This window comes from Parageobacillus caldoxylosilyticus NBRC 107762 (assembly GCF_000632715.1).
Lineage (GTDB): Bacteria > Bacillota > Bacilli > Bacillales > Anoxybacillaceae > Saccharococcus > Saccharococcus caldoxylosilyticus.
In genome coordinates this window covers 77,819-98,560 of the sequence record NZ_BAWO01000011.1, presented here as the reverse complement: position 1 = coordinate 98,560, position 20,742 = coordinate 77,819, and the positions used below count along the sequence as shown (strand labels likewise).

Here is a 20,742-nt window from a genome sequence, read left to right as displayed (position 1 = left end):
ACGGTGGGAAAATACCAATCGATGTGGATGTTGATTTATAAAAAAGAGGAGTGAAGCCAATGAACGTAACGATTTACGATGTGGCACGGGAAGCAAACGTATCGATGGCGACGGTTTCCCGTGTCGTAAACGGAAACCCAAACGTAAAGCCATCCACAAGAAAAAAGGTATTGGAAGCGATCGAACGTTTAGGCTATCGTCCAAATGCGGTGGCGCGCGGGCTGGCCAGCAAAAAAACGACAACAGTCGGAGTGATTATTCCTGATATTTCTAGCATCTTTTTTGCTGAACTGGCGCGCGGCATCGAAGATATTGCAACGATGTACAAATACAACATCATTTTAAGCAACTCCGATCAAAATAAGGAAAAAGAGCTGCATTTGCTTAATACGATGTTGGCCAAACAAGTCGATGGCATTTTGTTTATGGGCGGAACGATTACGGAAGAGCATGTCAATGAATTTCAAAAATCGCCGGTGCCAATCGTGCTGGCGGCTACGATTGAATCGAACAATACGATTCCATCAGTGAACATCGATTATGAACAAGCTGCCTTTGAAGCGGTTACTTATCTTGTAGAAAAAGGTAACAAACGGGTCGCCTATGTGACAGGACCGACGGATGATCCGATTAACCAAAAGAAACTGGCAGGATACCGGCGCGCTCTAGAAACGCATGGAATAGCCTATGACGAAGAGCTTGTAATTGAAGGCGATAACTCTTATGATTCCGGCATTGAAGCGTATGAAAAAATCGCCGAGTTAGCGGAGAAGCCAACCGCTGTGTTCGCCGGAACCGACGAGATGGCGCTTGGCATTATCCATAGCGCACAAGACCATGGCGTGCGCGTTCCTGATCAATTAGAGGTAGTTGGTTTTGACAATACGCGGCTGGCGACGATGGTGCGCCCTCGTTTAACAACGGTAGTGCAGCCGATGTATGATATCGGTGCAGTAGCGATGCGGTTATTGACCAAATATATGAACAAAGAACAGGTGGAAAACCATATTGTCGTGTTGCCGCATCGCATCGAATATCGTGAATCCACAAAATAAAGAAAAGGGGCTCAACCAAATTGGTCAAGCCCCTTTTCTTTATGTGGACTGATTCGCTTTTTGCCTCTGGCTTCGAATCGGATATAATGCCTTTTCCACCGTTTGTGCATTTTTTTCCGTAATTTCTGCTTTGCGCGGAATTGGCGGGTATAGGGATTCTGGATCATCCCATTGTTGCGGCAGTGGGACTGGCGAAAGCGCTTGCCATTTGTCAAGCCATGATTTTGGCAAGTTGTCGGAAACGTTTGATTGTTCTGTCATTTCCAGCCAAATAAGCGCCCATGCCCGCGGAACGACGCGCCAAATATCATAACCGCCGCCGCCAACTGCAATCCAACGCCCGTCGCAATATTCATGGGCGATTTGGTGAGCAAGCTTCGGAATCACGCGGTACGTTTTCATCGTTACGGATAAATGAGTAAGTGGATCGTAATAATGGGCGTCCGCGCCATTTTGCGTCAAAATGACATCAGGACGGAAAAAGTCGGCAATTTCCCGCAACGCTTGCGTATAGGCGTCAATCCAAGATTCATCTTCGGTGAATGCGTCAACAGGAATGTTAAACGAATACCCATATCCTGCCCCGTGTCCGCGCTCATTTACATTTCCCGTCCCTGGAAATAAGTAGCGCCCCGTTTCATGAATCGAAAATGTACACACATTTGGGTCGTCATAAAAAGCCCATTGAACACCGTCTCCATGATGGGCATCGGTGTCAACATACAGCACACGCAGCCCATATTTTTCTTGAATGTATTTGATTGCGACAGCGCTGTCATTGTAAATGCAAAAGCCCGATGCTTTGCCGCGGAAGCCGTGGTGAAGCCCGCCGCCGAGGCTTAGCGCATGTGTTGCTTTTCCTGATAGCACAAAGTCGACCGCCGTTAAGGTGCTCCCGACTAATAGAGCGCTTGCTTCATGCATATTCGGAAAAATGGGGGTATCTTCTGTCCCTAGCCCATAGTTTAGGGCGATTTGTTCCGAAAGTTCTCCTCTGCCGGCAGCCTTGACTGCTTCGATATAGGAGTGGTCATGAATTAAAGCGAGTTCTTCGTCCATTGCGATTCTAGGCGCTACAATTTGTTCATCGTCTAAAGCGTTCATCGCGCGCAACAAATCGTACGTAAGTTTAACCCGCAGCTGGTTAAATGGGTGCTCGTCATGAAATTTATATTGAAGAAAATCGTCGCTGTAAACAAATACACAGTCTTTTTTCATGATGAAACCCCCGGCAAGTTCGGCCATAATACGGTGTAGCCGGCATTTCTTAAATCGTTGATAATTCCGATTGGGTTCATTGTTTGCACGCGAAACACAAGGATTTTGTAATTTTCATCTTGATCGGGATATAAAAGAACGCTGGCGATATTGATATGCCGCTTGGCGATAATCGCTGCTGCTTTGCTTAACATCCCGCTTTCATTGGGCACTTTAATTTCAATGTGCGAGCCCGGCTGATGCGCGCCCGTGAGCTGAATGAGAGTGTATAATAAATCGGTTTCCGTCACGATGCCGACGAGTTTGCGGTCTTTGACGATCGGCAGACAGCTGATTTTATGCTCGTAAAACAGCGCCGCCACTTCCTCGACAAAATCGAGAGGATGTCCGACGATAACGTCTGTTTTCATAATCATGCTGACTGGTTTTTGTAAGTCTTCGAGGTGTTCATGAATTCGGAAAATGGAAGGGCTTACATCGCGGATATCGCGATCGGTCACAATGCCGACAACATGGTTTTCGGCATCCACAATCGGAATATGACGAATGCGGAGTTGCCGTACTAACTGAATCGCTTCGGCAATCGTATTAGTCGGCTGCAGAGTGATGACAGGCGTTTTCATAATTTGTTCGACAATCATTTATTCCTCTCCCCTTTGTTGTCAAGAACGATTTTTAATACATATACCGATTCATAAAACGAAGGCGGTCGAATTTTTGAATAGACTCTTGATCGACCCGTTTGCCGATGCGGGCCATTAAGCAGTTGGCCGGATGGGAACAAATTTCTGGATCATCGGTAGCATACCAAACAAGCCCGCCGGCGTTCATCATTTTCTCCATCACTTTCCGGTATTCCCATACGGTTAGCCCTGTCCCTTTTAAATCCCAATGCCAGTAATATTCGGTAGTAATGATAATATAATCTTCCATTGCGTCATCCATCATCGATACAATCAGTAAATTTTTCCCTACTCCATAACCGCGGAACTCCGGAATGACTTCAATCGCGCCCAGCTCGATTAAATTTTCCATGTTTCCTTCTGACCAACGTTCAAGCGGATCGGGGTACAGAAACGTTACGTAGCCAATAATCGTGTGATGATGACGGGCGATAATGATTCTTCCTTCTGGCAGCTTCGCAATTTCGATCAATGCTTGATGCTGCTGAGGAGGCTGGCGGAAGGATGTCAGGTCATGGTGAAATTCATAACTTGCTAGTTTCTCAGCCGATATCGGGCCTTCGATAATCAGCGTTCCTTTTGGTGTTTTTAATTCTTTGGCATTATACGTTTTTTTATGTTCCATTCGGTCACCACCTGGATAGGTCTTTCTTCTTTCATTATACATAAAAAGTAAATAGATAAACGGATTTCAAAAAAATTTCAAAAAAAATGTCATGCAAATATTTAAAAAATTGAGAATTCAACTTTTGTATACTATAATAGAATTGTAACCACTTACATAAGGGGGATTAGGAGAATGAAAACAGAAGTGCTACCGGTCGTACAAGGGGATTATAATTTAAAAAGTTACGAGGACACATATAAACATTTTGATTGGAAAGAAGTAGAGAAAGAGTTTTCCTGGTTTGAAACCGGCAGAGTCAATATGGCGTATGAAGCGATTGACCGCCATGCGGAATCGTTCCGCAAAAATAAAGTAGCGCTTTATTACCGCGATGCATCGAGAAACGAAAAATATACCTTTAAAGAAATGAAGGAAATGTCCAATAAAGTGGCCAACGTGCTGAAACAAGTGGCGGAAATTGAAAAAGGAGACCGTGTATTTGTATTTATGCCGCGTTCTCCGGAATTGTACTTCGCCGTACTCGGAATCATTAAGACAGGAGCCATTGTCGGTCCGCTGTTTGAGGCGTTTATGGAAGGAGCGGTGCGCGACCGCCTCGAAGATAGCGGGGCAAAGGCGATCGTCACGACGCCGGAACTGCTGCCGCGCGTTCCAGTCAACGATCTTCCGGAATTAAAATATGTTTTCCTCGTCGGGGATAACATTGTTGAAGAAGGTCCGTATATCGACTTAAAGAAACGGATGAATGAGGCGAGCAAGCACTTTGATATCGAATGGGTCGACCGCCAAGACGGCTTGATTTTGCATTATACTTCCGGCTCTACCGGAAAGCCAAAAGGAGTTTTGCACGTTCATAACGCGATGATTCAGCACTATCAAACGGCAAAATGGGTGCTGGATTTAAAAGAAGACGATATTTATTGGTGCACAGCAGATCCAGGATGGGTGACAGGCACTTCTTACGGTATTTTCGGTCCATGGTTATGCGGAGCATCGAATGTGATTGTCGGCGGCCGTTTCAGTCCGGATGCCTGGTATCAGACGATTCAAGATTTCGGCGTGACAGTATGGTATAGTGCACCGACGGCGTTTCGCATGTTAATGGGAGCGGGGGATGAAATTGTTAAAAAATATGATTTAAGCTCTCTTCGCCACATCCTTAGCGTTGGCGAGCCGTTAAACCCAGAGGTGATTCGCTGGGGAATGAAAGTATTCCAGCGCCGCATTCATGATACATGGTGGATGACGGAAACGGGCGCGCATCTTATCTGTAACTATCCATGTATGGAAATCAAGCCAGGTTCGATGGGCAAACCGATTCCTGGTGTCAAAGCAGCTATCATTGATGATCAAGGAAACGAACTGCCGCCATACCGGATGGGGAACTTAGCGATCAAAAAAGGCTGGCCGTCGATGATGAAAACGATTTGGAACAACCCGCAAAAATATGAATCGTATTTCATCGGCGACTGGTATGTTTCCGGCGACTCCGCTTATATGGACGAAGACGGCTACTTCTGGTTCCAAGGACGTGTCGATGACGTTATTAATACGTCAGGGGAACGCGTCGGTCCGTTTGAAGTCGAAAGCAAGCTAGTCGAACATCCAGCGGTAGCGGAAGCAGGTGTCATCGGTAAGCCGGATCCAGTGCGCGGGGAAATCATTAAAGCATTTATTTCGCTTCGGGAAGGATATGAACCATCCGAGGAATTGAAAGAAGACATTCGCCAGTTTGTCAAAAAAGGATTGGCGGCACATGCAGCGCCGCGGGAAATTGAATTCCGCGACAAACTTCCAAAAACGCGAAGCGGGAAAATTATGCGCCGCGTCTTAAAAGCGTGGGAGCTTAACTTGCCGACAGGCGATTTATCGACGATGGAAGATTAAGAAAAAGCTGATCGGTTTCGATCAGCTTTTTCGCTATTTTAATCTTTTTGTTTTTCAGGCGTTTGTGTTTTTTCTTTGGCTTGGTTCGCGGCGCCAGGCAATGGAGCTGCAACCGTATTGGACGGCGCCGACTCCTTGCCGCTGATATCCACAGCTGTGACGTAATAGGTCGCTCCAGGCTGCAGCTTGGCAAAGGACAGTGTTTTTCCAGCTTTGACGACCGCGGCAACTTGGGGCGGCGCGCCGCCTTGTCCAGTGCGATATACGCGATAGCCAATCACATCGTGTTCCGAATGCGGCTGCCAAGTGATGGTGGTTCCATTTGCTAGATGGATGGCCGGCGGTGCCGGGATTTTTCCATTTTCTTTTAACTCATTAACAAACAGCATCCCATTCCATTCACTAGCGCTTGAACGATTCATTCCCCATCTTTTCAATACTTCCCTATTTAAAATAACTCCACTGGAAACAAACTCGCTCGGTGTTGTATCAAGCGCGGCGTACCGCTTGCCGTTTACTTCAACGAAGCGTCCTTCAATCAAATACTGTTCTTTTCCTTGTTTTGGCGTAAATTTTGTGTTGTACAAGTCATAGCTAACTAATCCGGCTTTTTGACACGCATTGGACGGAGTAAGTCCTGAAACGGTACAATAGGCTCTCCGCACGATGCCGCCGGGCATGTTGAAGCGATTGTTTGGCGCGATGAGCTGCGGATTAACATCGTAGGCGGAATTCATTAATTGCGCCCATAACAGCTGAGTTCGTTTGCTATAAGATAGTCCTCTGTACGTAGATTGCAATGGTGCAGGTGTATCGTATCCCATCCACACTCCAAATGTCACGTTTGGGTTTGTTGCCACAAACCATGAGTCTTGTTGATTTTCGCTTGTCCCTGTTTTTCCAGCCCAATCCGCTTGGAATTTTAAATAAGACCGGAGAGAAGATGCTGTACCGCCGCGAATGACATCCCTCATCATATCAATCATTAAATAGGACGTCTGCGGAGAAAAAACAGGAACGGGATCGCTCTGATGTTCATAAATGACTTGTCCATCATTTGATACGATTTTTTCGATTAAATAAGCGTCTACAAACGTTCCGTAATTAGCAAAAGTGACATAGGCGTTGACATTTTCCTCGACGGTTACCCCTGTGGAAGTTCCGCCAATCGCTAAGGCGATGTGGTTTTCCTCTGTTTTTGCCACGCTGGTAATGCCCATTTTATGCAGATATTCTACTGGATGTTGGTTCATGATCTTCATATAAGTGCGGATCGCAGGGATGTTATAGGAATACTGTAAAGCGCGCCGCGCCGAAACGAGGCCGTGCGTTTTTCCATCTGCATTTTTTGGTGTATAACCATTAACCCTCAATGGCATATCTGGAATGACGGAACCGGGCTGGACGATGCCCATCTCCATTGCCGGTGCGTATACAAGCAGCGGCTTCATCGTCGAGCCGTTCGACCGATATGCTTGTGTCGCGTGATTGAGTTGCTCCCGTTTGTAATCTCTGCCGCCGACAAAGCTAATGATTTTTCCAGTTGAATTTTCAATCAAAATCGCACCGACTTCGACAGGCTCGCGCTTGGCAACCATTTTTCCCGTCTCTTTGTCTTTTACATATTGAATTTTGTCATCGCCGTAATAGCGGTAATCGGCCACTACTTTTTGCATGCGGTCGTAAATCGTTTTGTCGATCGTTGTGTAAATATTGTATCCGTTTTGGCGCAGCTGTTTTTCCGCTTTTGCTACATATCGTTCGTGAAGGGATGCATTTTGCAACAGCTGCTCTTTTGTATACCCATCTTTTTTGGCTAATACCTCGGCCAATACTTCTTTAGCGCGTTTTTCGATTTCCATCGTCAGCCACGGATATTTTTCAAACGGTGACGGTTTTGGCGGTGCAAAATGTTTGGCGACATCGTATTGCAACGCTTCTTGATATTGTTTTTCGGAAATATATCCCGCCTGCTTCATTCGATTCAATACCGTCTTCATCCGGTGCAGCGCCGGAGATAAGTCTTTTTTCACATTGCCGTCGCTTGTAAACGGAGTATACACAAACGGGCTTTGCGGGAGGCCGGCTAAGAATGCTGCTTGGGCTAGATTTAAATCTTTGGCGTCTACGCCAAATACTCCCTGAGCAGCCGCCTGGATGCCGGCGATATTGCGTCCTGATGCGTTTCGGCCGAATGGGACGACATTTAAATAGGCTTCTAAAATTTCATTTTTACTAAAAAACTTTTCAAGGCGAAGGGCGAGCAATATTTCTTTTGCCTTTCGTTCAAATGATACTTCATTCGTCAATATTTGATTTTTGACAAGCTGCTGTGTCAGCGTGCTTCCGCCTGTTTGTAGCGGCGAGTTCGTCGCTTCCTGAAACAGCGCGCGAATGATCGCTTTTGGAACAACCCCGCGATGTTCGTAAAAGTATTCGTCTTCCGTTGCTGTAATCGCTTTAATTACATACGGAGAAACATCTTGTAATTTGACTTCCTCCCTTTCTAGATCAGAGCGGAAATTGCCGAGATAAACGTTATTGGCAAAGTAAATATGCGACGTTTCTTCGTAGTCGTAAATATCCCTTTTCATCTCCTTATAGGAAGGGATGGGCATGTCTTTTACCAAAGAAGCGAAATACCCAGCGCCAAGACCGACGGCAAAGCATATGAGGCAAAGAATAAGAATGAAAAAAATAAGAAAAAGATTCCAAACGACTTCATATGTAATAAAAAAATAGCGCCATGCCTTCTCTAGGGAAAATGTTTGCTTTTTATGCTCCATGAGCACCCCCCTATACAACGAATAATATAAATAATTATATCATATTTTTGTTGAATATTGCGGCATTTTGTCATTTTTCCACCTATTTTGTATACGAGAAAAACTCGATTTGACAAACCAAGAAAAGTTGTGGTAAAAAAGTGTATAGCATAAATGACATAGGACAAAGCGATGACAGGAACAAGTAGTGTTTATCTCCCTGTTTCAGAGAGCTAGTGGTCGGTGCGAACTAGCACATAGATAAACGCGAATTACCTCCTCGAGCAGCTTTTGCGAACGGCAGTAGCCAAGTAGCAAAAGACGGCGTGCGCCGTTATCCAAATGAGGTGAGAAAGCGCGAAGCTTTCTAAGTAGGGTGGTACCGCGGTTGTCACTCGTCCCTTCACTTTGGGGCGAGTTTTTTATTTTATAAAAAAGAGGTGGGGTAAAGATGGATTTACTGCAAGAGCTTGAGTGGCGCGGACTCATTAACCAAGCTACCGATATGGAAGGGCTGCGCCAGCTGTTAAATGAGGGAAAGGTAACATTATATTGTGGATTTGATCCAACGGCTGACAGTTTGCATATCGGGAGTTTATTACCGATTTTGACGCTGCGGCGATTTCAGCTAGCCGGCCATCGTCCAATTGCGCTTGTCGGCGGTGCAACGGGATTAATTGGAGACCCAAGCGGAAAAAAAAGCGAGCGTACATTAAATCCAAAAGAAACGGTGCAACAGTGGAGCAATCGGATTAAAGAGCAATTGGCAAGATTTTTAGATTTTGATGCGAAAGAAAATCCGGCGAAAATCGCCAACAACTATGACTGGATTGGCTCGCTCGATGTGATTACTTTTTTGCGCGATGTTGGAAAGAACTTCGGGCTAAACTACATGCTGGCCAAAGAATCAGTACAATCGCGCATCGAAACTGGTATTTCGTTCACCGAATTTAGCTATATGATTTTACAAGCTTTTGATTTTCTTAAATTGTATCAAACAGAAAATTGCCGCTTGCAAATCGGCGGCAGTGACCAATGGGGAAATATTACGGCCGGGTTGGAATTGATTCGCAAAACCGAAGGAGAGGCAAAAGCGTTCGGATTGACAATTCCGCTCGTGACGAAAGCCGACGGGACGAAATTCGGAAAAACAGAGAGCGGAACGATTTGGCTTGATAAAGAAAAAACATCCCCATATGAGTTTTACCAATTTTGGATTAACACCGATGACCGCGATGTCATTAAATACTTGAAGTATTTTACTTTCTTATCCAAAGACGAAATCGAGGAACTTGAGCGAAAACTGCAGGAAGCTCCTGAACAGCGGGCAGCGCAAAAAGCGCTCGCGGAAGAAATGACAAAACTGGTCCATGGCGAAGATGCGCTCAAGCAAGCGATTCGTATTTCCGAGGCGCTCTTTAGCGGCAGTGTGTCGGAGTTGTCCGCAGAGGAAATTGAACAAGGGTTTAAAGATGTCCCTTCTTTTGAATATGAAGGGGAAGAAGTTCCGTTAGTAGAACTGCTTGTCATGGCGAAAATTGTGCCATCGAAACGGCAAGCGCGGGAAGACATTGCCAATGGCGCGATTTATGTCAACGGCAAGCGCGTGCAAGACATCAATGCCGTCATCGCCAAAGAAAACCGCATCGAAGGGCGCTTTACGGTCATTCGCCGCGGGAAGAAAAAATATTACTTAATCCGTTACAAATAAATCCTGGCAATGCCAGGATTTATTTATGAAAAAATATCCCTTCAGAGCCTTCTCTGAAGGGATATCGTTCATTAACGAGAGTAGAACTCAACGATTAATGCTTCGTTAATTTCCGCCGGTAATTCGGAGCGTTCAGGTAAACGAGTATACGTGCCTTCCATTTTGTCTGCATCTAATGTTAAATAATCAGGAACAAAGTTGTTTGCTTCCAATGCTTCTTTAATGACTTGAAGGTTGCGCGATTTTTCACGAATCGCAATCGTTTGGCCAGGTTTTACGCGATAGGACGGGATGTCAACACGATTTCCATCGACTAAAATGTGACCGTGCGTGACAAGCTGGCGTGCTTGACGGCGAGTGCGCGCAAAGCCTAAACGGTAAACGAGGTTATCTAAGCGGGACTCTAACAAAATCATAAAGTTTTCCCCGTGTTTACCAGGCATTTTGCCAGCTTCCTCAAACGTTTTGCGGAATTGGCGTTCGTTTACGCCATACATATGACGAAGTTTTTGTTTTTCTTGCAATTGCAGACCATATTCGGAAAGCTTTCTGCGTTGACCTGGGCCATGCTGGCCTGGCGGATAAGGACGTTTTTGCAACTCTTTACCTGTACCGCTTAACGAGATTCCAAGGCGGCGGGAAATTTTCCACGTTGGACCTGTATAACGAGCCATTTATTGCTCCTCCTTTTGCTTTTATTCGGGTAAAATAAAAGCAGACGTGCGTCAACAATTATGGCCATTTTGTTTTCATGTATCCTCGCTCTAGCAGCTAAGAGTTACACGATACACCTCGATATTCGAGGAACAAAATGGAACCATAAAGGTGAGCACTAAGGCTGCTATATTTTACACAAAGGGTATTATATGATTTTTATCAGATAAAGTCAACATTTTATTTCCCTTATTTCGAGATAATATGCTATAATAAAAGATGTAATTTTTAGAAAAATCTTGTTATCACTCCATTCTAACTGGAATGAGAACGTCAGTCTAGGTGAAAAGGGCGATGAAACTAGAAGAAGAGAAAGTATATGAGGCCTTTAAGCAAAAATTTTTTCATTGGTTTTTAACATATGAGGGTTATGATAATTTTTCCAGCGTGATAAAAGAGTTGCTGCTGCTGCTGAAACGAGAACTTATGATGGAACAAGTCTCTTTTTTTATGTTTGATCCTTTAAGCAAAACATTTTATCCGGAAGCGATGACAGAGCTGGAAACAAGCCGCTCTCCTTTCGTTCCCTCTGACTTGCCGGTTGATATAGCGGCGATCGCAGATGATGAACAACGAGCGATTCAATTTTGTGAGGATGGAGAATATACCACCGCGCGCATTTTTCTTCACCTTTCGGAAGAAACAATCGGAATGTTGCAATTTGTGTATCCTCGCCACTTACCTATAAGCGAGCAACTATTAAAGAAAATCAGGCAAGATTTTTCTATGCTGTTCCAAAAACTTCGCATCATCTCCCAAGGGCTTAGTAATGAAAAACGTTATGAACGGTTGCATCAGTTTGCGGCAAAAATTCATTCTTCCATGCAAATTGATAACGTATTAGAAGAAATTGTTAATACGCTTAAGCAAGTATATCCATCTTTTACATACCGCTTGCTTTTGTCGCACGATAATCAGCACTGCGATTATTTGCCGATCAAAACACTTGAATTTGATGAAAGTGCGGAAAATATGGCGGCATTGCAAGCATTTTTGACAGGAAGAATTCAGCTTGAAGACTCCATTTCGCTGCGTCGCTCCATTTTATATGCACCAATTAAAGGAGGACAAGGTGTTTACGGTGTGATTCAAATTACGGCTCCGTACATTATGAAATTTCCAAAAAAGGAAATTAATTTTATTTCGCTGTTAGCGAATACAGCTGGGAGCGCTCTCGAAAATGCCAGGCTGTATGAACAGTCACGCCGTCTTGTTGCTGATTTGCAACTGATTAACGAATCGATGCATCAGCTTAATACGAATTTGCGTCTGCAAGATGCAATTGAATTTATGGTAAAGCAAATTAAGCAGTCTTTTTGCGCCGATGAAGTCGGTTTTTTCTTGTTTGAGGGAAAAAAGCGGAAACTGCTGCCTGGAAGCACTCCATTTTTTCAGTCTCGGCAAGCGAAGAAGTATGTGGAATTTGTCGAAAGAAAACTGAAAGCAGAAATGGATATTATTTTTGTTGGGGATGCGGATGTTCAAGCTTCTCCGGCTGTTCCTGTTTATCGCTCTTTAATGGCTGTGCCGATGGTGCAAAATGGGGCGATGAAAGGGATTTGTATTGTGTTGCATCATAAACCGTACCATTTTACATTTGAAATGTTTAAATTGCTGCAGTCCCTTATTCAACATTCTACCCTTGCATTTATGAATGCGATTTTAAGAGAAGAGCTGGAAAAGCTGGTGGTCACCGATTATTTGACGAAGTTATATACACGGCGGTACTTAGATGAACAACTAAAACAATCGATGCGCCATCATACATTTGGCACGCTTATTTTAGTGGATATTGACAATTTTAAGCAAATTAATGACACATACGGGCATCAAGCGGGAGATGAGGTGCTCGTGCAAGTGGCCAATATTATTCGCACCAATATTCGTTCGAGCGACATCGGCGCCCGCTGGGGCGGGGAAGAGCTCGCCGTTTATTTGCCGAAAGTGTCATTGGCTACCGGCATTTCAGTCGCCCATCGTCTTGCCGAAAAGGTAAGGACGGGGACACATCCTCCCGTAACGATTTCGTGCGGTATTTCCTATTGGAAAAAAAATCGCCTGGAAGAAGTAGACGATTTATTTAAACGGGCGGATGAGGCGCTTTATATGGCAAAAAGGACAGGAAAAAACTGCATCTTCGTCAAGGATTATGTCCATCAATATAGAGCATAGAAAGGAATCCGAATAGGCGGATTCCTTTCTTCACACTTGTTGTTTCCTCGTCTATAACGTGGAAATAATTGTCTCAACGAATTTCTCTAAATATTGCCCATCTGTTTCATCAAAGCGGTTTTTGATCGGGCTGTCAATATCCAGAACGCCGATGACGTTTCCATCTTTCGTCATTGGTACGACGATCTCTGACTGGGATGCGGCGTCACACGCGATATGCCCCGGAAAAAGGTGAACATCTGGAACGATGATGGTTTTTTTGTTTTTGGCAGCAGTGCCGCATACACCTTTGCCGAACGGAATGCGCACGCAGGCGGGAAGTCCTTGGAACGGTCCTAGCACAAGCTCGTCGCCTTCGGTCAAATAAAAGCCGACCCAATTAATTTCGTGCAAAAAATGATTCAATAAGGCCGCAGCATTGGCCAAATTGGCGATGAAGTTTGTTTCTCCGTCGATTAATGAGCGCAGCTGCTGAATAACCAACTCATAATTTTCTTCCCGGGTTCCGTTGTAAGCAGTAACGTGAAACAATATTGTTCCGCCTCCTTTATTTTATGGAGTTAATTTTATGGCGATGATGAAAACTTGTCAAACGAAAACGCTTCTTTGATCATCTCGTCTGCACCCTGGTGCAAATCATCCGCACGGTGCGCGTCTGAACCATAAATGATGCGGATGTTTCGCTTCATTGCCTCACGAATAAATTCATTTGGCGGATAAGGCTGTAAACAGAGCGGCTTTGTGACTCCCGCACCGTTGTAGTCGATTTCATAGCCGCGTTCTTTTATTTCATCGAGGATCTGCAACACTAGCCCGTCCATCGAAACCGGGCATGGAAACTGTCTTTGGAACTTGCGGACGAGTGTAAGATGGCCAATGCGTTTCGGCTTATATCGGCCAAGATTGGCGCGGATGGACTGTAAAACGGTATGGTAATATGTTTTATATACGTTGTCGATGGTGCTAAATAACTGGACGATATCGCCAAACATTTCCGGACTGTAATCGATGCAGACATACTGACCTTTACAGTAAAGAAAATGGACAGACAAAATGCTGTCATCTAAGAAAGAACCGACCTCTTCTAAAAACCGTGCTGTTTTTTCTTCAAATCCAGGGATAAAGTCGACTTCAAGTCCGGTATGAATGATAATATCATTTCGATAACGGGCTTTTATATCGTCAAGTGCTGTGAAATATTGATCGAGCTGTTCGCGGCGCATCGCGCTATCTTGATATGGCGTCGGATCGGTAAATCCTTCTGGAAGCGGTGCATGTTCGGTAAAGGAAATTTCTTTGTAACCAAGCGCAATGGCCCTTTCCACATAGCGTTCTAATGGATCGCTGCTTCCATGCGGACAAAATGGGGTATGAATGTGTCCGTCGCGCACAACGGCTCCCTCCTAAATTGTATAATAGAAAGAAAAATGAGGATTTCTGTAAAAAAAATAAAAATTTTGGTCAAAAAAATGTCGATAACATGGTATCATAAAAACATTGAAAAAACATTATGTAAATATGTTTGCCTGCTCGATTCATCTCATTTTTCGTTTATGAGTAACTCGAGTGCAAGGAGGCTAGTGATTTGATGAAAATTATAGTTATTGTTTTGCTCTTTCTTGCGGGAGCAATAATATATAACCATATGTACCGGAAAAAAATGTATCGCGAAATTGACCGCTTGGACGCATGGAAAATAGCGCTGATGAACCGGCCGGTGCCCGATGAACTTTCGAAAGTGAAGCAGTTGAACATGACAGGGGAAACAGAGCGTCTGTTTGAACAGTGGCGGCAAAAATGGGATGATATTGTCGCTGTTCAACTGCCGGATGTGGAAGAAAAATTATTCGATGCGGAGACGCTGCTTGATAAATACCGCTATACGCAGGCGAAAGCGCTGCTGCGTGACATCGACCAATGGCTGCGTCAGATCGAAGAAGAAGTGCAATTAATGATTGATGAAGTACATGAATTAATTGGCAGTAAAGAACAAAACCGCGTTGAAATAGAAGAATTGCGTGCGATGTATCGGGAGGCGAAGAAAACGCTGCTCGCTTACCGGTATACGTTTGGCGTTGCAGCAGCAAAGCTCGATGAAAAATTGGAAGAAGCGGAGACTTTATTTAAAAAATTTGAAGAATTAACCGCAACGGGAAACTATTTGGCTGCAAGGGAAGTGGTTCATTCCTTAAAAAAAGAGCTAAGTGAAATGAAAGCGATGATGAACGAGATTCCAGAATTGCTGACAGAGTGCCAGACAACGATTCCGGCACAGCTGGAAGAGCTTTTTGACGGATATCAGGAAATGGAGCAAGGAGGCTATATTCTTGACCATTTACAAATGGAGCAACAAATCAAGGAAAAGCGGGAAAAAATCGAACAATACGTACAGATGATTCGCGATTTGCGGATTGAAGAAGCAAAACAAGGGATTACTGAATTAAAAGAAGAAATTGATGCTTTATATGATTTGCTGGAAAAAGAAGTGCTTGCTCATCAATATATAAAGACAGAAGTGCCCCGTATCGAAGAAATGTTACATATGCTGAATGAAGAAGCGAAGGAAACGAGTGAAGAAACGTTATTTGTGCAGCAAAGCTACTGTTTACCTGCAAAAGATATAGAAAAATATCGCAGCATTGAAAAGCAAATACACCAGTTAAGAAAGCGGTTTGACATCATTCAGACCCGCATTTTCGAAGCGAAAACGGCATATTCGCTTTTAAAAGAAGAACTGGAACAGCTTGTAGCGCAAATAGAAATAATGAAAGAGGAGCATGAACAGTTTCGTGAAACGTTGCAAGCGTTGCGCAAAGATGAGTTGGTTGCCCGCGAAAAATTAGAGGAAATGAAGAAAAAATTGTCCGAGGCGCTGCGGCTTGTGCAAAAAAGCCGATTGCCAGGGCTTCCGGAGTCGTATACGCTGCAGTTGTCCGAGGCAAAAGGCCGTTTGGAAGAAGTGATGTTGCGGCTTGAAGAGAAACCGCTCAATATGCCTGCTGTCAACGAAGCGCTCGAAGAGGCAAAAACAACCGTTCAGCGCCTATACGAATGGACGGAGGAAATGATTGAGCAAGCTTCGCTCGTGGAAAAAGTAATTCAGTACGGAAATCGTTATCGCCGCCGTTACCCGGCTGTGCAGGAGGGGCTGGAGGAAGCAGAATCTTTATTTCGCCATTACGATTATGAGCAGGCGTTAGAGCAAGCGGTAGCCACTTTAGAAAAGGTGGAGCCTGGCGCATTTCAACGTGTTCAGCAAATGTTTCAGGAAGAGCGCTCGAGTGAGAAATAGTAAAGAGAACCGATGAATATCGCTGTATGCAAATAGATATTTATCGGTTTTTTTGTGAATAATGTAAATAAAATATATTTTGGTTGATGTTTCATTGCTTTCTTTATTATATTTACTAATGTATCATGGTGGACGATAATCGGAGGATGGACGTGATGATTTATTTAGATAATAGCGCAACAACAAAACCGTTTCCTGAGGTGATCGATTCGTTTGTCACTGTCGCAACAAAATATTTTGGCAATCCGTCCTCGCTGCATGAGTTAGGGATGAAGTCGGAGCGTCTCTTAACGCAGGCGCGCGAACAAATTGCCGCCGCTTTAAAGGTAAAGCCTAGTGAAATCGTTTTTACATCTGGAGGAACAGAAGCGAATAACTTTGCAATCAAAGGGGTGGCGTTTCAATATCGCCATCGCGGCAAGCATATTATCACGACGGCCATAGAGCACCCATCCGTATCGGAGCCTTGTCAGCAGCTGGAACAACTAGGATTTGAAGTGACGTATTTGCCGGTAAACGAACATGGGATGGTCACGGCCGAGCAAGTGAAAAAGGCGCTTCGCGAAGATACGATTCTCGTTTCCGTCATGCATGTCAACAACGAGGTTGGCGCGATTCAGCCTGTCGAGGAAATCGGAGCATTGCTGGCGCATTATCCGAAAACAATTTTCCATGTCGACCGTGTGCAAGGCATTAGCAAAGTGCCGCTTGATATGAAAAAAGCACGGATTGATCTGTGCACGATGTCAGCCCATAAGTTTCATGGATTGCGTGGGGCAGGCATTTTATACGTTCGTCAAGGCATTCGGCTCTCGCCGCTGCTCGCCGGCGGGGGGCAGGAAATGCAGCTCCGCTCTGGAACGGAAAATGTCCCGGCTATCGTGGCCATGGCAAAAGCGCTGCGAATCGCGCTGGAAAAATACGATAAACAAATCGATTATCTACATGAAGTAAAGCAAGCATGGCTGAATGAACTAAAAGCAATTCCAGAGATTCAAATCAATACCCCGGTGGAGCACTCCGCTCCTCATATCATTAATTTTTCATTAAAACACGGCATGAAGCCGGAAGTGTTTGTCCATGAGTTAGCGAAAAGCGATATTTTTGTTTCGACGACATCGGCATGTTCCTCAAAAAAGAAAGCGCCAAGCAAAACGTTGTTGGCGATGGGAGTGGGGGAAGAACGGGCAGAAAGCGGAATTCGCATCAGCCTTTCTTTTGAAAATACGCTCGAGGAAATTCCGATTGCCGTTGCTGCGATGAAAAAAGCTATTGAAAAATTAAGTGAGGTAACGAGGTAATTGCTATGAAATATGACCGCATTTTAATCCGCTATGGTGAAATGACGACAAAAGGCCGAAATCGCAACGTGTTTGTTCGCCGTCTAAAAAATAATGTTTCCAAAAAACTTCATATGTTTCCTAATATTCAAATCGAATACATGCGAGATCGCATGTACATTTTATTAAACGGAGAACCGCACGAACCAATTATTGAAAAGCTAAAAACTGTATTTGGCATTCATTCCTTTAGTTTGGCGATGAAGTGCCATAATGAATTAAACGAAATAAAAGAAACAGCGCTGGCAGCAGTGAAACAGCTTCCATACGAAGGAAAAACGTTTAAAGTAAGCGCGCGAAGAGTAGACAAACGATTTCCATATGGAAGTGACGAATTAAATCATGAAATCGGCGCTTATATTTTACGTAATACAGATGGATTAACCGTTGATGTCCATGATCCTGATATTAACGTCCGCGTCGAGGTTCGCCAAGATGGTACTTATGTGACATGCCGCGATATTTTCGGCGCCGGCGGTCTGCCGGTCGGGACAAGCGGCAAGGCGATGCTGATGCTTTCCGGCGGAATTGATAGCCCTGTTGCCGGATACTTGGCGATGAAGCGCGGCCTCGAGATTGAAGCGGTTCACTTTTTCAGCCCTCCGTTTACAAGCGAGCGGGCAAAACAAAAAGTGATTGATTTGGTAAAAAAATTAACGACGTACGGCGGGAAAATCAAACTTCATATCGTCCCATTTACCGAAGTGCAGCAGGAAATTTACAAACAAGTGCCAGATGAATATTCACTTATTTCGACAAGAAGGGCGATGTTAAAAATTACGGATGCTTTGCGCCGGCGCCAGCGAGCGCTAGCGATTGTCACAGGGGAAAGCCTTGGCCAAGTGGCAAGCCAAACGCTGGAAAGCATGTTTGTCATCAATGAGGTGACAACAACTCCGATTCTCCGCCCGCTTGTGTCGATGGATAAAGTTGAAATTATCGAGATCGCGAAAAAAATTGATACACACGATATTTCCATTCTTCCATATGAAGATTGCTGCACCATTTTTACGCCAAAATCGCCAAAAACCAAACCGAAAAAAGAGAAAGTGCTTCGTTATGAAAGTGCTGTCGACTTAGATCCATTGATAGAAAAGGCGATTGCCAATACGGAAACGATAGTCATTGATGAAGATTTCGAAGCGGAAGACGAGTTTGAGCAGTTATTCTAAATCTCAAAATTTACCAAAATGATGGATGCATGAAGCCATATGTTTTCACACATTCTATAGGTACAAGGAGGTGAAAGCATATGGCACGCAGCAACAATTCGAATCAATTACTTGTTCCAGGTGCGCAACAAGCTCTTGAACAAATGAAATATGAAATTGCCCAAGAATTTGGCGTCAAATTAGGCGCTGACACTACTTCTCGCGCTAACGGTTCTGTTGGTGGTGAAATTACAAAACGCCTTGTTGCGATGGCACAACAACAATTAGGCGGTACTCAACAAACATTCTAATTGAATATCATGGCTACAGAGGCGGGTTTTCCCCGCCTTTTATTATTTTAAAAAAATATTCAAAATATAATAATTATTTTGTATAATTGGAATAGCAAGCAATGAGATGGCGCCTGTTCATTGCTGAACGATTATGGCAAAGGGAGTGGGGAAAGCGCATGAAGCGGGAAGATTTCATCGCTCCGGAACGTTATAATTTAACGTCCGAGATCGAAAAACATGCGGTGGCTAATCCGAATAAGCTTGCTTTAAAGTGGGAAAATGAGCAAGGGGAAACACGAGAAATTACATATGGCGATTTAATCAAACGCGCCAATCAAATTGGAAGCGCTTTATTAAACCGCGGCCTTGAAAAAGGCGACAAAGTGCTCATTATGATGCCGCGCTTAATCGAAGCATATGCAGTATATTTAGGAACGTTAAAAGCGGGGCTGGTAGTCATTCCGAGTTCGGAAATGCTTCGCACCAAAGATTTGCAATACCGCATTTCTCACGGCGAGGTCAAAGCGATTATCACTTATGAGCCGTATGTCGATCAATTTGAACCGATCGAAAACATCGATCATATCGTGAAATTCGTCGTGGGACAAACAGAGCCAAACGGCTGGATCAATTTAGAGAAAGCGATGCAGGCGGAAAGCGATGTGCTTGCGGCAGCCGACACATTCCGCGATGATATGGCGTTTTTATCATATACGTCGGGAACGACCGGAAATCCGAAAGGGGTCGTTCATTCGCACGGGTGGGGGTATGCGCATTTGCGCATTGCTGCGAAAAACTGGTTATGTATTGAAGAAAATGATCTTGTTTGGGCGACTGCCGGCCCAGGCTGGCAAAAATGGATTTGGAGCCCGTTTTTATCGACGCTCGGTTCAGGTGCCACGGGATTCGTCTATTATGGCCGGTTTGACCCGGAAAAATATTTGCAGCTGTTAAGCAAATACGAAGTAAATGTGCTTTGCTGCACGCCGACGGAGTATCGGCTGATGGCAAAAGTGCCAAACATCGGCGATTATCAGCTTCCTCATCTCCGCAGCGCCGTATCAGCCGGAGAGCCGCTTAACCGAGAAGTGATTGATACGTTTGAGAAATATTTCAACATTCAAGTCCGCGATGGGTATGGACAAACGGAAAATACATTGCTTGTCGGTGTGATGAAAGGAATGAAGATAAAGCCAGGCTCCATGGGCAAACCGACGCCAGGAAACATCGTTGAGATTATCAACGAAAACGGAGAGCCATGTGCGGTCGGTGAAGTTGGCGATATCGCCGTCCATGTCGACACACCAACACTGTTTAAGTGTTACTATAAAGATCCGGAAAGAACGGCGATGCAGTTCCGCGGAGATTATTACATTACAGGGGATAAAGCGAGAAAGGATGAAGACGGCTACTTCTGGTTTGAAGGGCGTGGGGATGATATTATCATCAGCTCCGGCTATACGATCGGACCGTTTGAAGTAGAGGATGCCCTTATCAAGCATCCGGCTGTCAAAGAATGTGCGGTGGTAGCGAGCCCAGATGAAATTCGCGGTCACGTCGTGAAGGCATTTGTCGTTCTCCGCGAAGGAGTCGACAAAAATGATCCGACGCTGATTCCAAAGCTGCAGGAGCATGTCAAGCAGCTGACCGCACCGTATAAATACCCGCGTAAAATTGAATTTGTCGACGATTTGCCAAAAACACCGTCGGGAAAAATCCGCCGCGTCGAACTGCGCGAGCGGGAATTGCGCCTTGCGCAGCAATAATCAAACAAAAAAGACTGTTTCGTGCACGAAACAGTCTTTTTATATTTAGGCAGCACATTTTTCGCGC

At 44.6% G+C, this 20,742-nt stretch carries 16 protein-coding genes and 1 other annotated feature; of the genes, 9 read left to right on the top strand and 7 right to left on the bottom strand.

Going from position 1 to position 20,742, the window contains the following annotated elements; genetic code table 11:
• Nucleotides 1-59: 59 nt before the first annotated feature.
• Nucleotides 60-1,055, top strand: a complete 996-nt coding sequence (gene ccpA, locus GCA01S_RS04830; RefSeq protein ID WP_017434935.1) for a catabolite control protein A — start codon at nt 60-62, stop codon at nt 1,053-1,055.
• 39 nt (nt 1,056-1,094) lie between these two features.
• Here ccpA and GCA01S_RS04825 read toward each other — a convergent pair whose 3' ends face one another.
• Genes GCA01S_RS04825 through GCA01S_RS04815 form a run of 3 tightly spaced genes read right to left on the bottom strand, consistent with a single transcriptional unit; the run spans nt 1,095 to nt 3,581 of the window.
• Nucleotides 1,095-2,273, bottom strand: a complete 1,179-nt coding sequence (locus GCA01S_RS04825) for an acetoin utilization protein AcuC (RefSeq protein WP_042407665.1) — start codon at nt 2,271-2,273, stop codon at nt 1,095-1,097.
• The gene (locus GCA01S_RS04820) at nt 2,270-2,914 is read right to left on the bottom strand and encodes an acetoin utilization AcuB family protein (RefSeq protein ID WP_017434937.1); all 645 of its coding nucleotides are present in this window, start codon (nt 2,912-2,914) and stop codon (nt 2,270-2,272) included. The genes GCA01S_RS04825 and GCA01S_RS04820 overlap by 4 nt, the downstream gene beginning before the upstream one ends.
• A 34-nt stretch (nt 2,915-2,948) precedes the next feature.
• Entirely contained in the window at nt 2,949-3,581 is a 633-nt protein-coding gene (locus GCA01S_RS04815) for a GNAT family N-acetyltransferase (protein ID WP_017434938.1), read from the bottom strand.
• Between the two features lie 174 nt (nt 3,582-3,755).
• Between GCA01S_RS04815 and acsA the strand changes: the two genes are divergently transcribed.
• Nucleotides 3,756-5,471 carry an acetate--CoA ligase gene (gene acsA / locus GCA01S_RS04810; protein ID WP_017434939.1) on the top strand — a complete coding sequence of 572 codons (1,716 nt, stop codon included), beginning with the start codon at nt 3,756-3,758 and terminating at the stop codon, nt 5,469-5,471.
• 38 nt (nt 5,472-5,509) lie between these two features.
• Here acsA and GCA01S_RS04805 read toward each other — a convergent pair whose 3' ends face one another.
• Nucleotides 5,510-8,257: a transglycosylase domain-containing protein gene (locus tag GCA01S_RS04805; protein ID WP_042407660.1), complete on the bottom strand. Its 2,748-nt coding sequence runs from the start codon at nt 8,255-8,257 to the stop codon at nt 5,510-5,512.
• A 162-nt stretch (nt 8,258-8,419) separates the two neighbouring features.
• Nucleotides 8,420-8,642: a binding site (T-box leader), on the top strand.
• 45 nt (nt 8,643-8,687) lie between these two features.
• On the opposite strand from GCA01S_RS04805, the gene tyrS reads away from it, so the two are divergent.
• Nucleotides 8,688-9,947, top strand: a complete 1,260-nt coding sequence (gene tyrS, locus GCA01S_RS04800) for a tyrosine--tRNA ligase (RefSeq protein ID WP_042407658.1) — start codon at nt 8,688-8,690, stop codon at nt 9,945-9,947.
• Nucleotides 9,948-10,018: 71 nt separating this feature from the next.
• On the opposite strand, the gene rpsD is transcribed toward tyrS, so the two are convergent.
• Complete coding sequence (gene rpsD, locus GCA01S_RS04795) at nt 10,019-10,621, bottom strand: 30S ribosomal protein S4 (RefSeq protein ID WP_042407654.1); 603 nt, start codon at nt 10,619-10,621, stop codon at nt 10,019-10,021.
• A gap of 334 nt (nt 10,622-10,955) precedes the next feature.
• Between rpsD and GCA01S_RS04790 the strand changes: the two genes are divergently transcribed.
• Nucleotides 10,956-12,833, top strand: a complete 1,878-nt coding sequence (locus GCA01S_RS04790) for a sensor domain-containing diguanylate cyclase (protein ID WP_042407652.1) — start codon at nt 10,956-10,958, stop codon at nt 12,831-12,833.
• Nucleotides 12,834-12,884: 51 nt separating this feature from the next.
• Here the strand turns inward: GCA01S_RS04790 and GCA01S_RS04785 are convergent, their stop codons facing one another.
• Both GCA01S_RS04785 and hisJ read right to left on the bottom strand, forming a co-directional pair.
• The gene (locus GCA01S_RS04785; protein WP_017434944.1) at nt 12,885-13,364 is read right to left on the bottom strand and encodes a GAF domain-containing protein; all 480 of its coding nucleotides are present in this window, start codon (nt 13,362-13,364) and stop codon (nt 12,885-12,887) included.
• A gap of 35 nt (nt 13,365-13,399) precedes the next feature.
• A complete protein-coding gene (gene hisJ, locus GCA01S_RS04780; RefSeq protein WP_017434945.1) occupies nt 13,400-14,224 on the bottom strand; it encodes a histidinol-phosphatase HisJ in 825 nt (274 codons plus the stop codon).
• Between the two features lie 197 nt (nt 14,225-14,421).
• Between hisJ and ezrA the strand changes: the two genes are divergently transcribed.
• From ezrA to mbcS, 5 genes are all read left to right on the top strand, one after another.
• Nucleotides 14,422-16,125: a septation ring formation regulator EzrA gene (ezrA, locus tag GCA01S_RS04775; protein ID WP_042407648.1), complete on the top strand. Its 1,704-nt coding sequence runs from the start codon at nt 14,422-14,424 to the stop codon at nt 16,123-16,125.
• Nucleotides 16,126-16,280: 155 nt separating this feature from the next.
• Nucleotides 16,281-17,426 carry a cysteine desulfurase family protein gene (locus tag GCA01S_RS04770; protein ID WP_042407644.1) on the top strand — a complete coding sequence of 382 codons (1,146 nt, stop codon included), beginning with the start codon at nt 16,281-16,283 and terminating at the stop codon, nt 17,424-17,426.
• A gap of 5 nt (nt 17,427-17,431) precedes the next feature.
• On the top strand, nt 17,432-18,637 hold the full coding sequence (gene thiI / locus GCA01S_RS04765) for a tRNA uracil 4-sulfurtransferase ThiI (protein WP_017434948.1): 1,206 nt from the start codon (nt 17,432-17,434) through the stop codon (nt 18,635-18,637).
• An 80-nt stretch (nt 18,638-18,717) separates the two neighbouring features.
• Nucleotides 18,718-18,927, top strand: coding sequence for an alpha/beta-type small acid-soluble spore protein (locus GCA01S_RS04760; protein ID WP_042407640.1), 210 nt, complete (start codon nt 18,718-18,720; stop codon nt 18,925-18,927).
• A 158-nt stretch (nt 18,928-19,085) separates the two neighbouring features.
• A complete protein-coding gene (gene mbcS, locus GCA01S_RS04755) occupies nt 19,086-20,675 on the top strand; it encodes an acyl-CoA synthetase MbcS (protein ID WP_042407638.1) in 1,590 nt (529 codons plus the stop codon).
• Nucleotides 20,676-20,742: the final 67 nt, after the last annotated feature.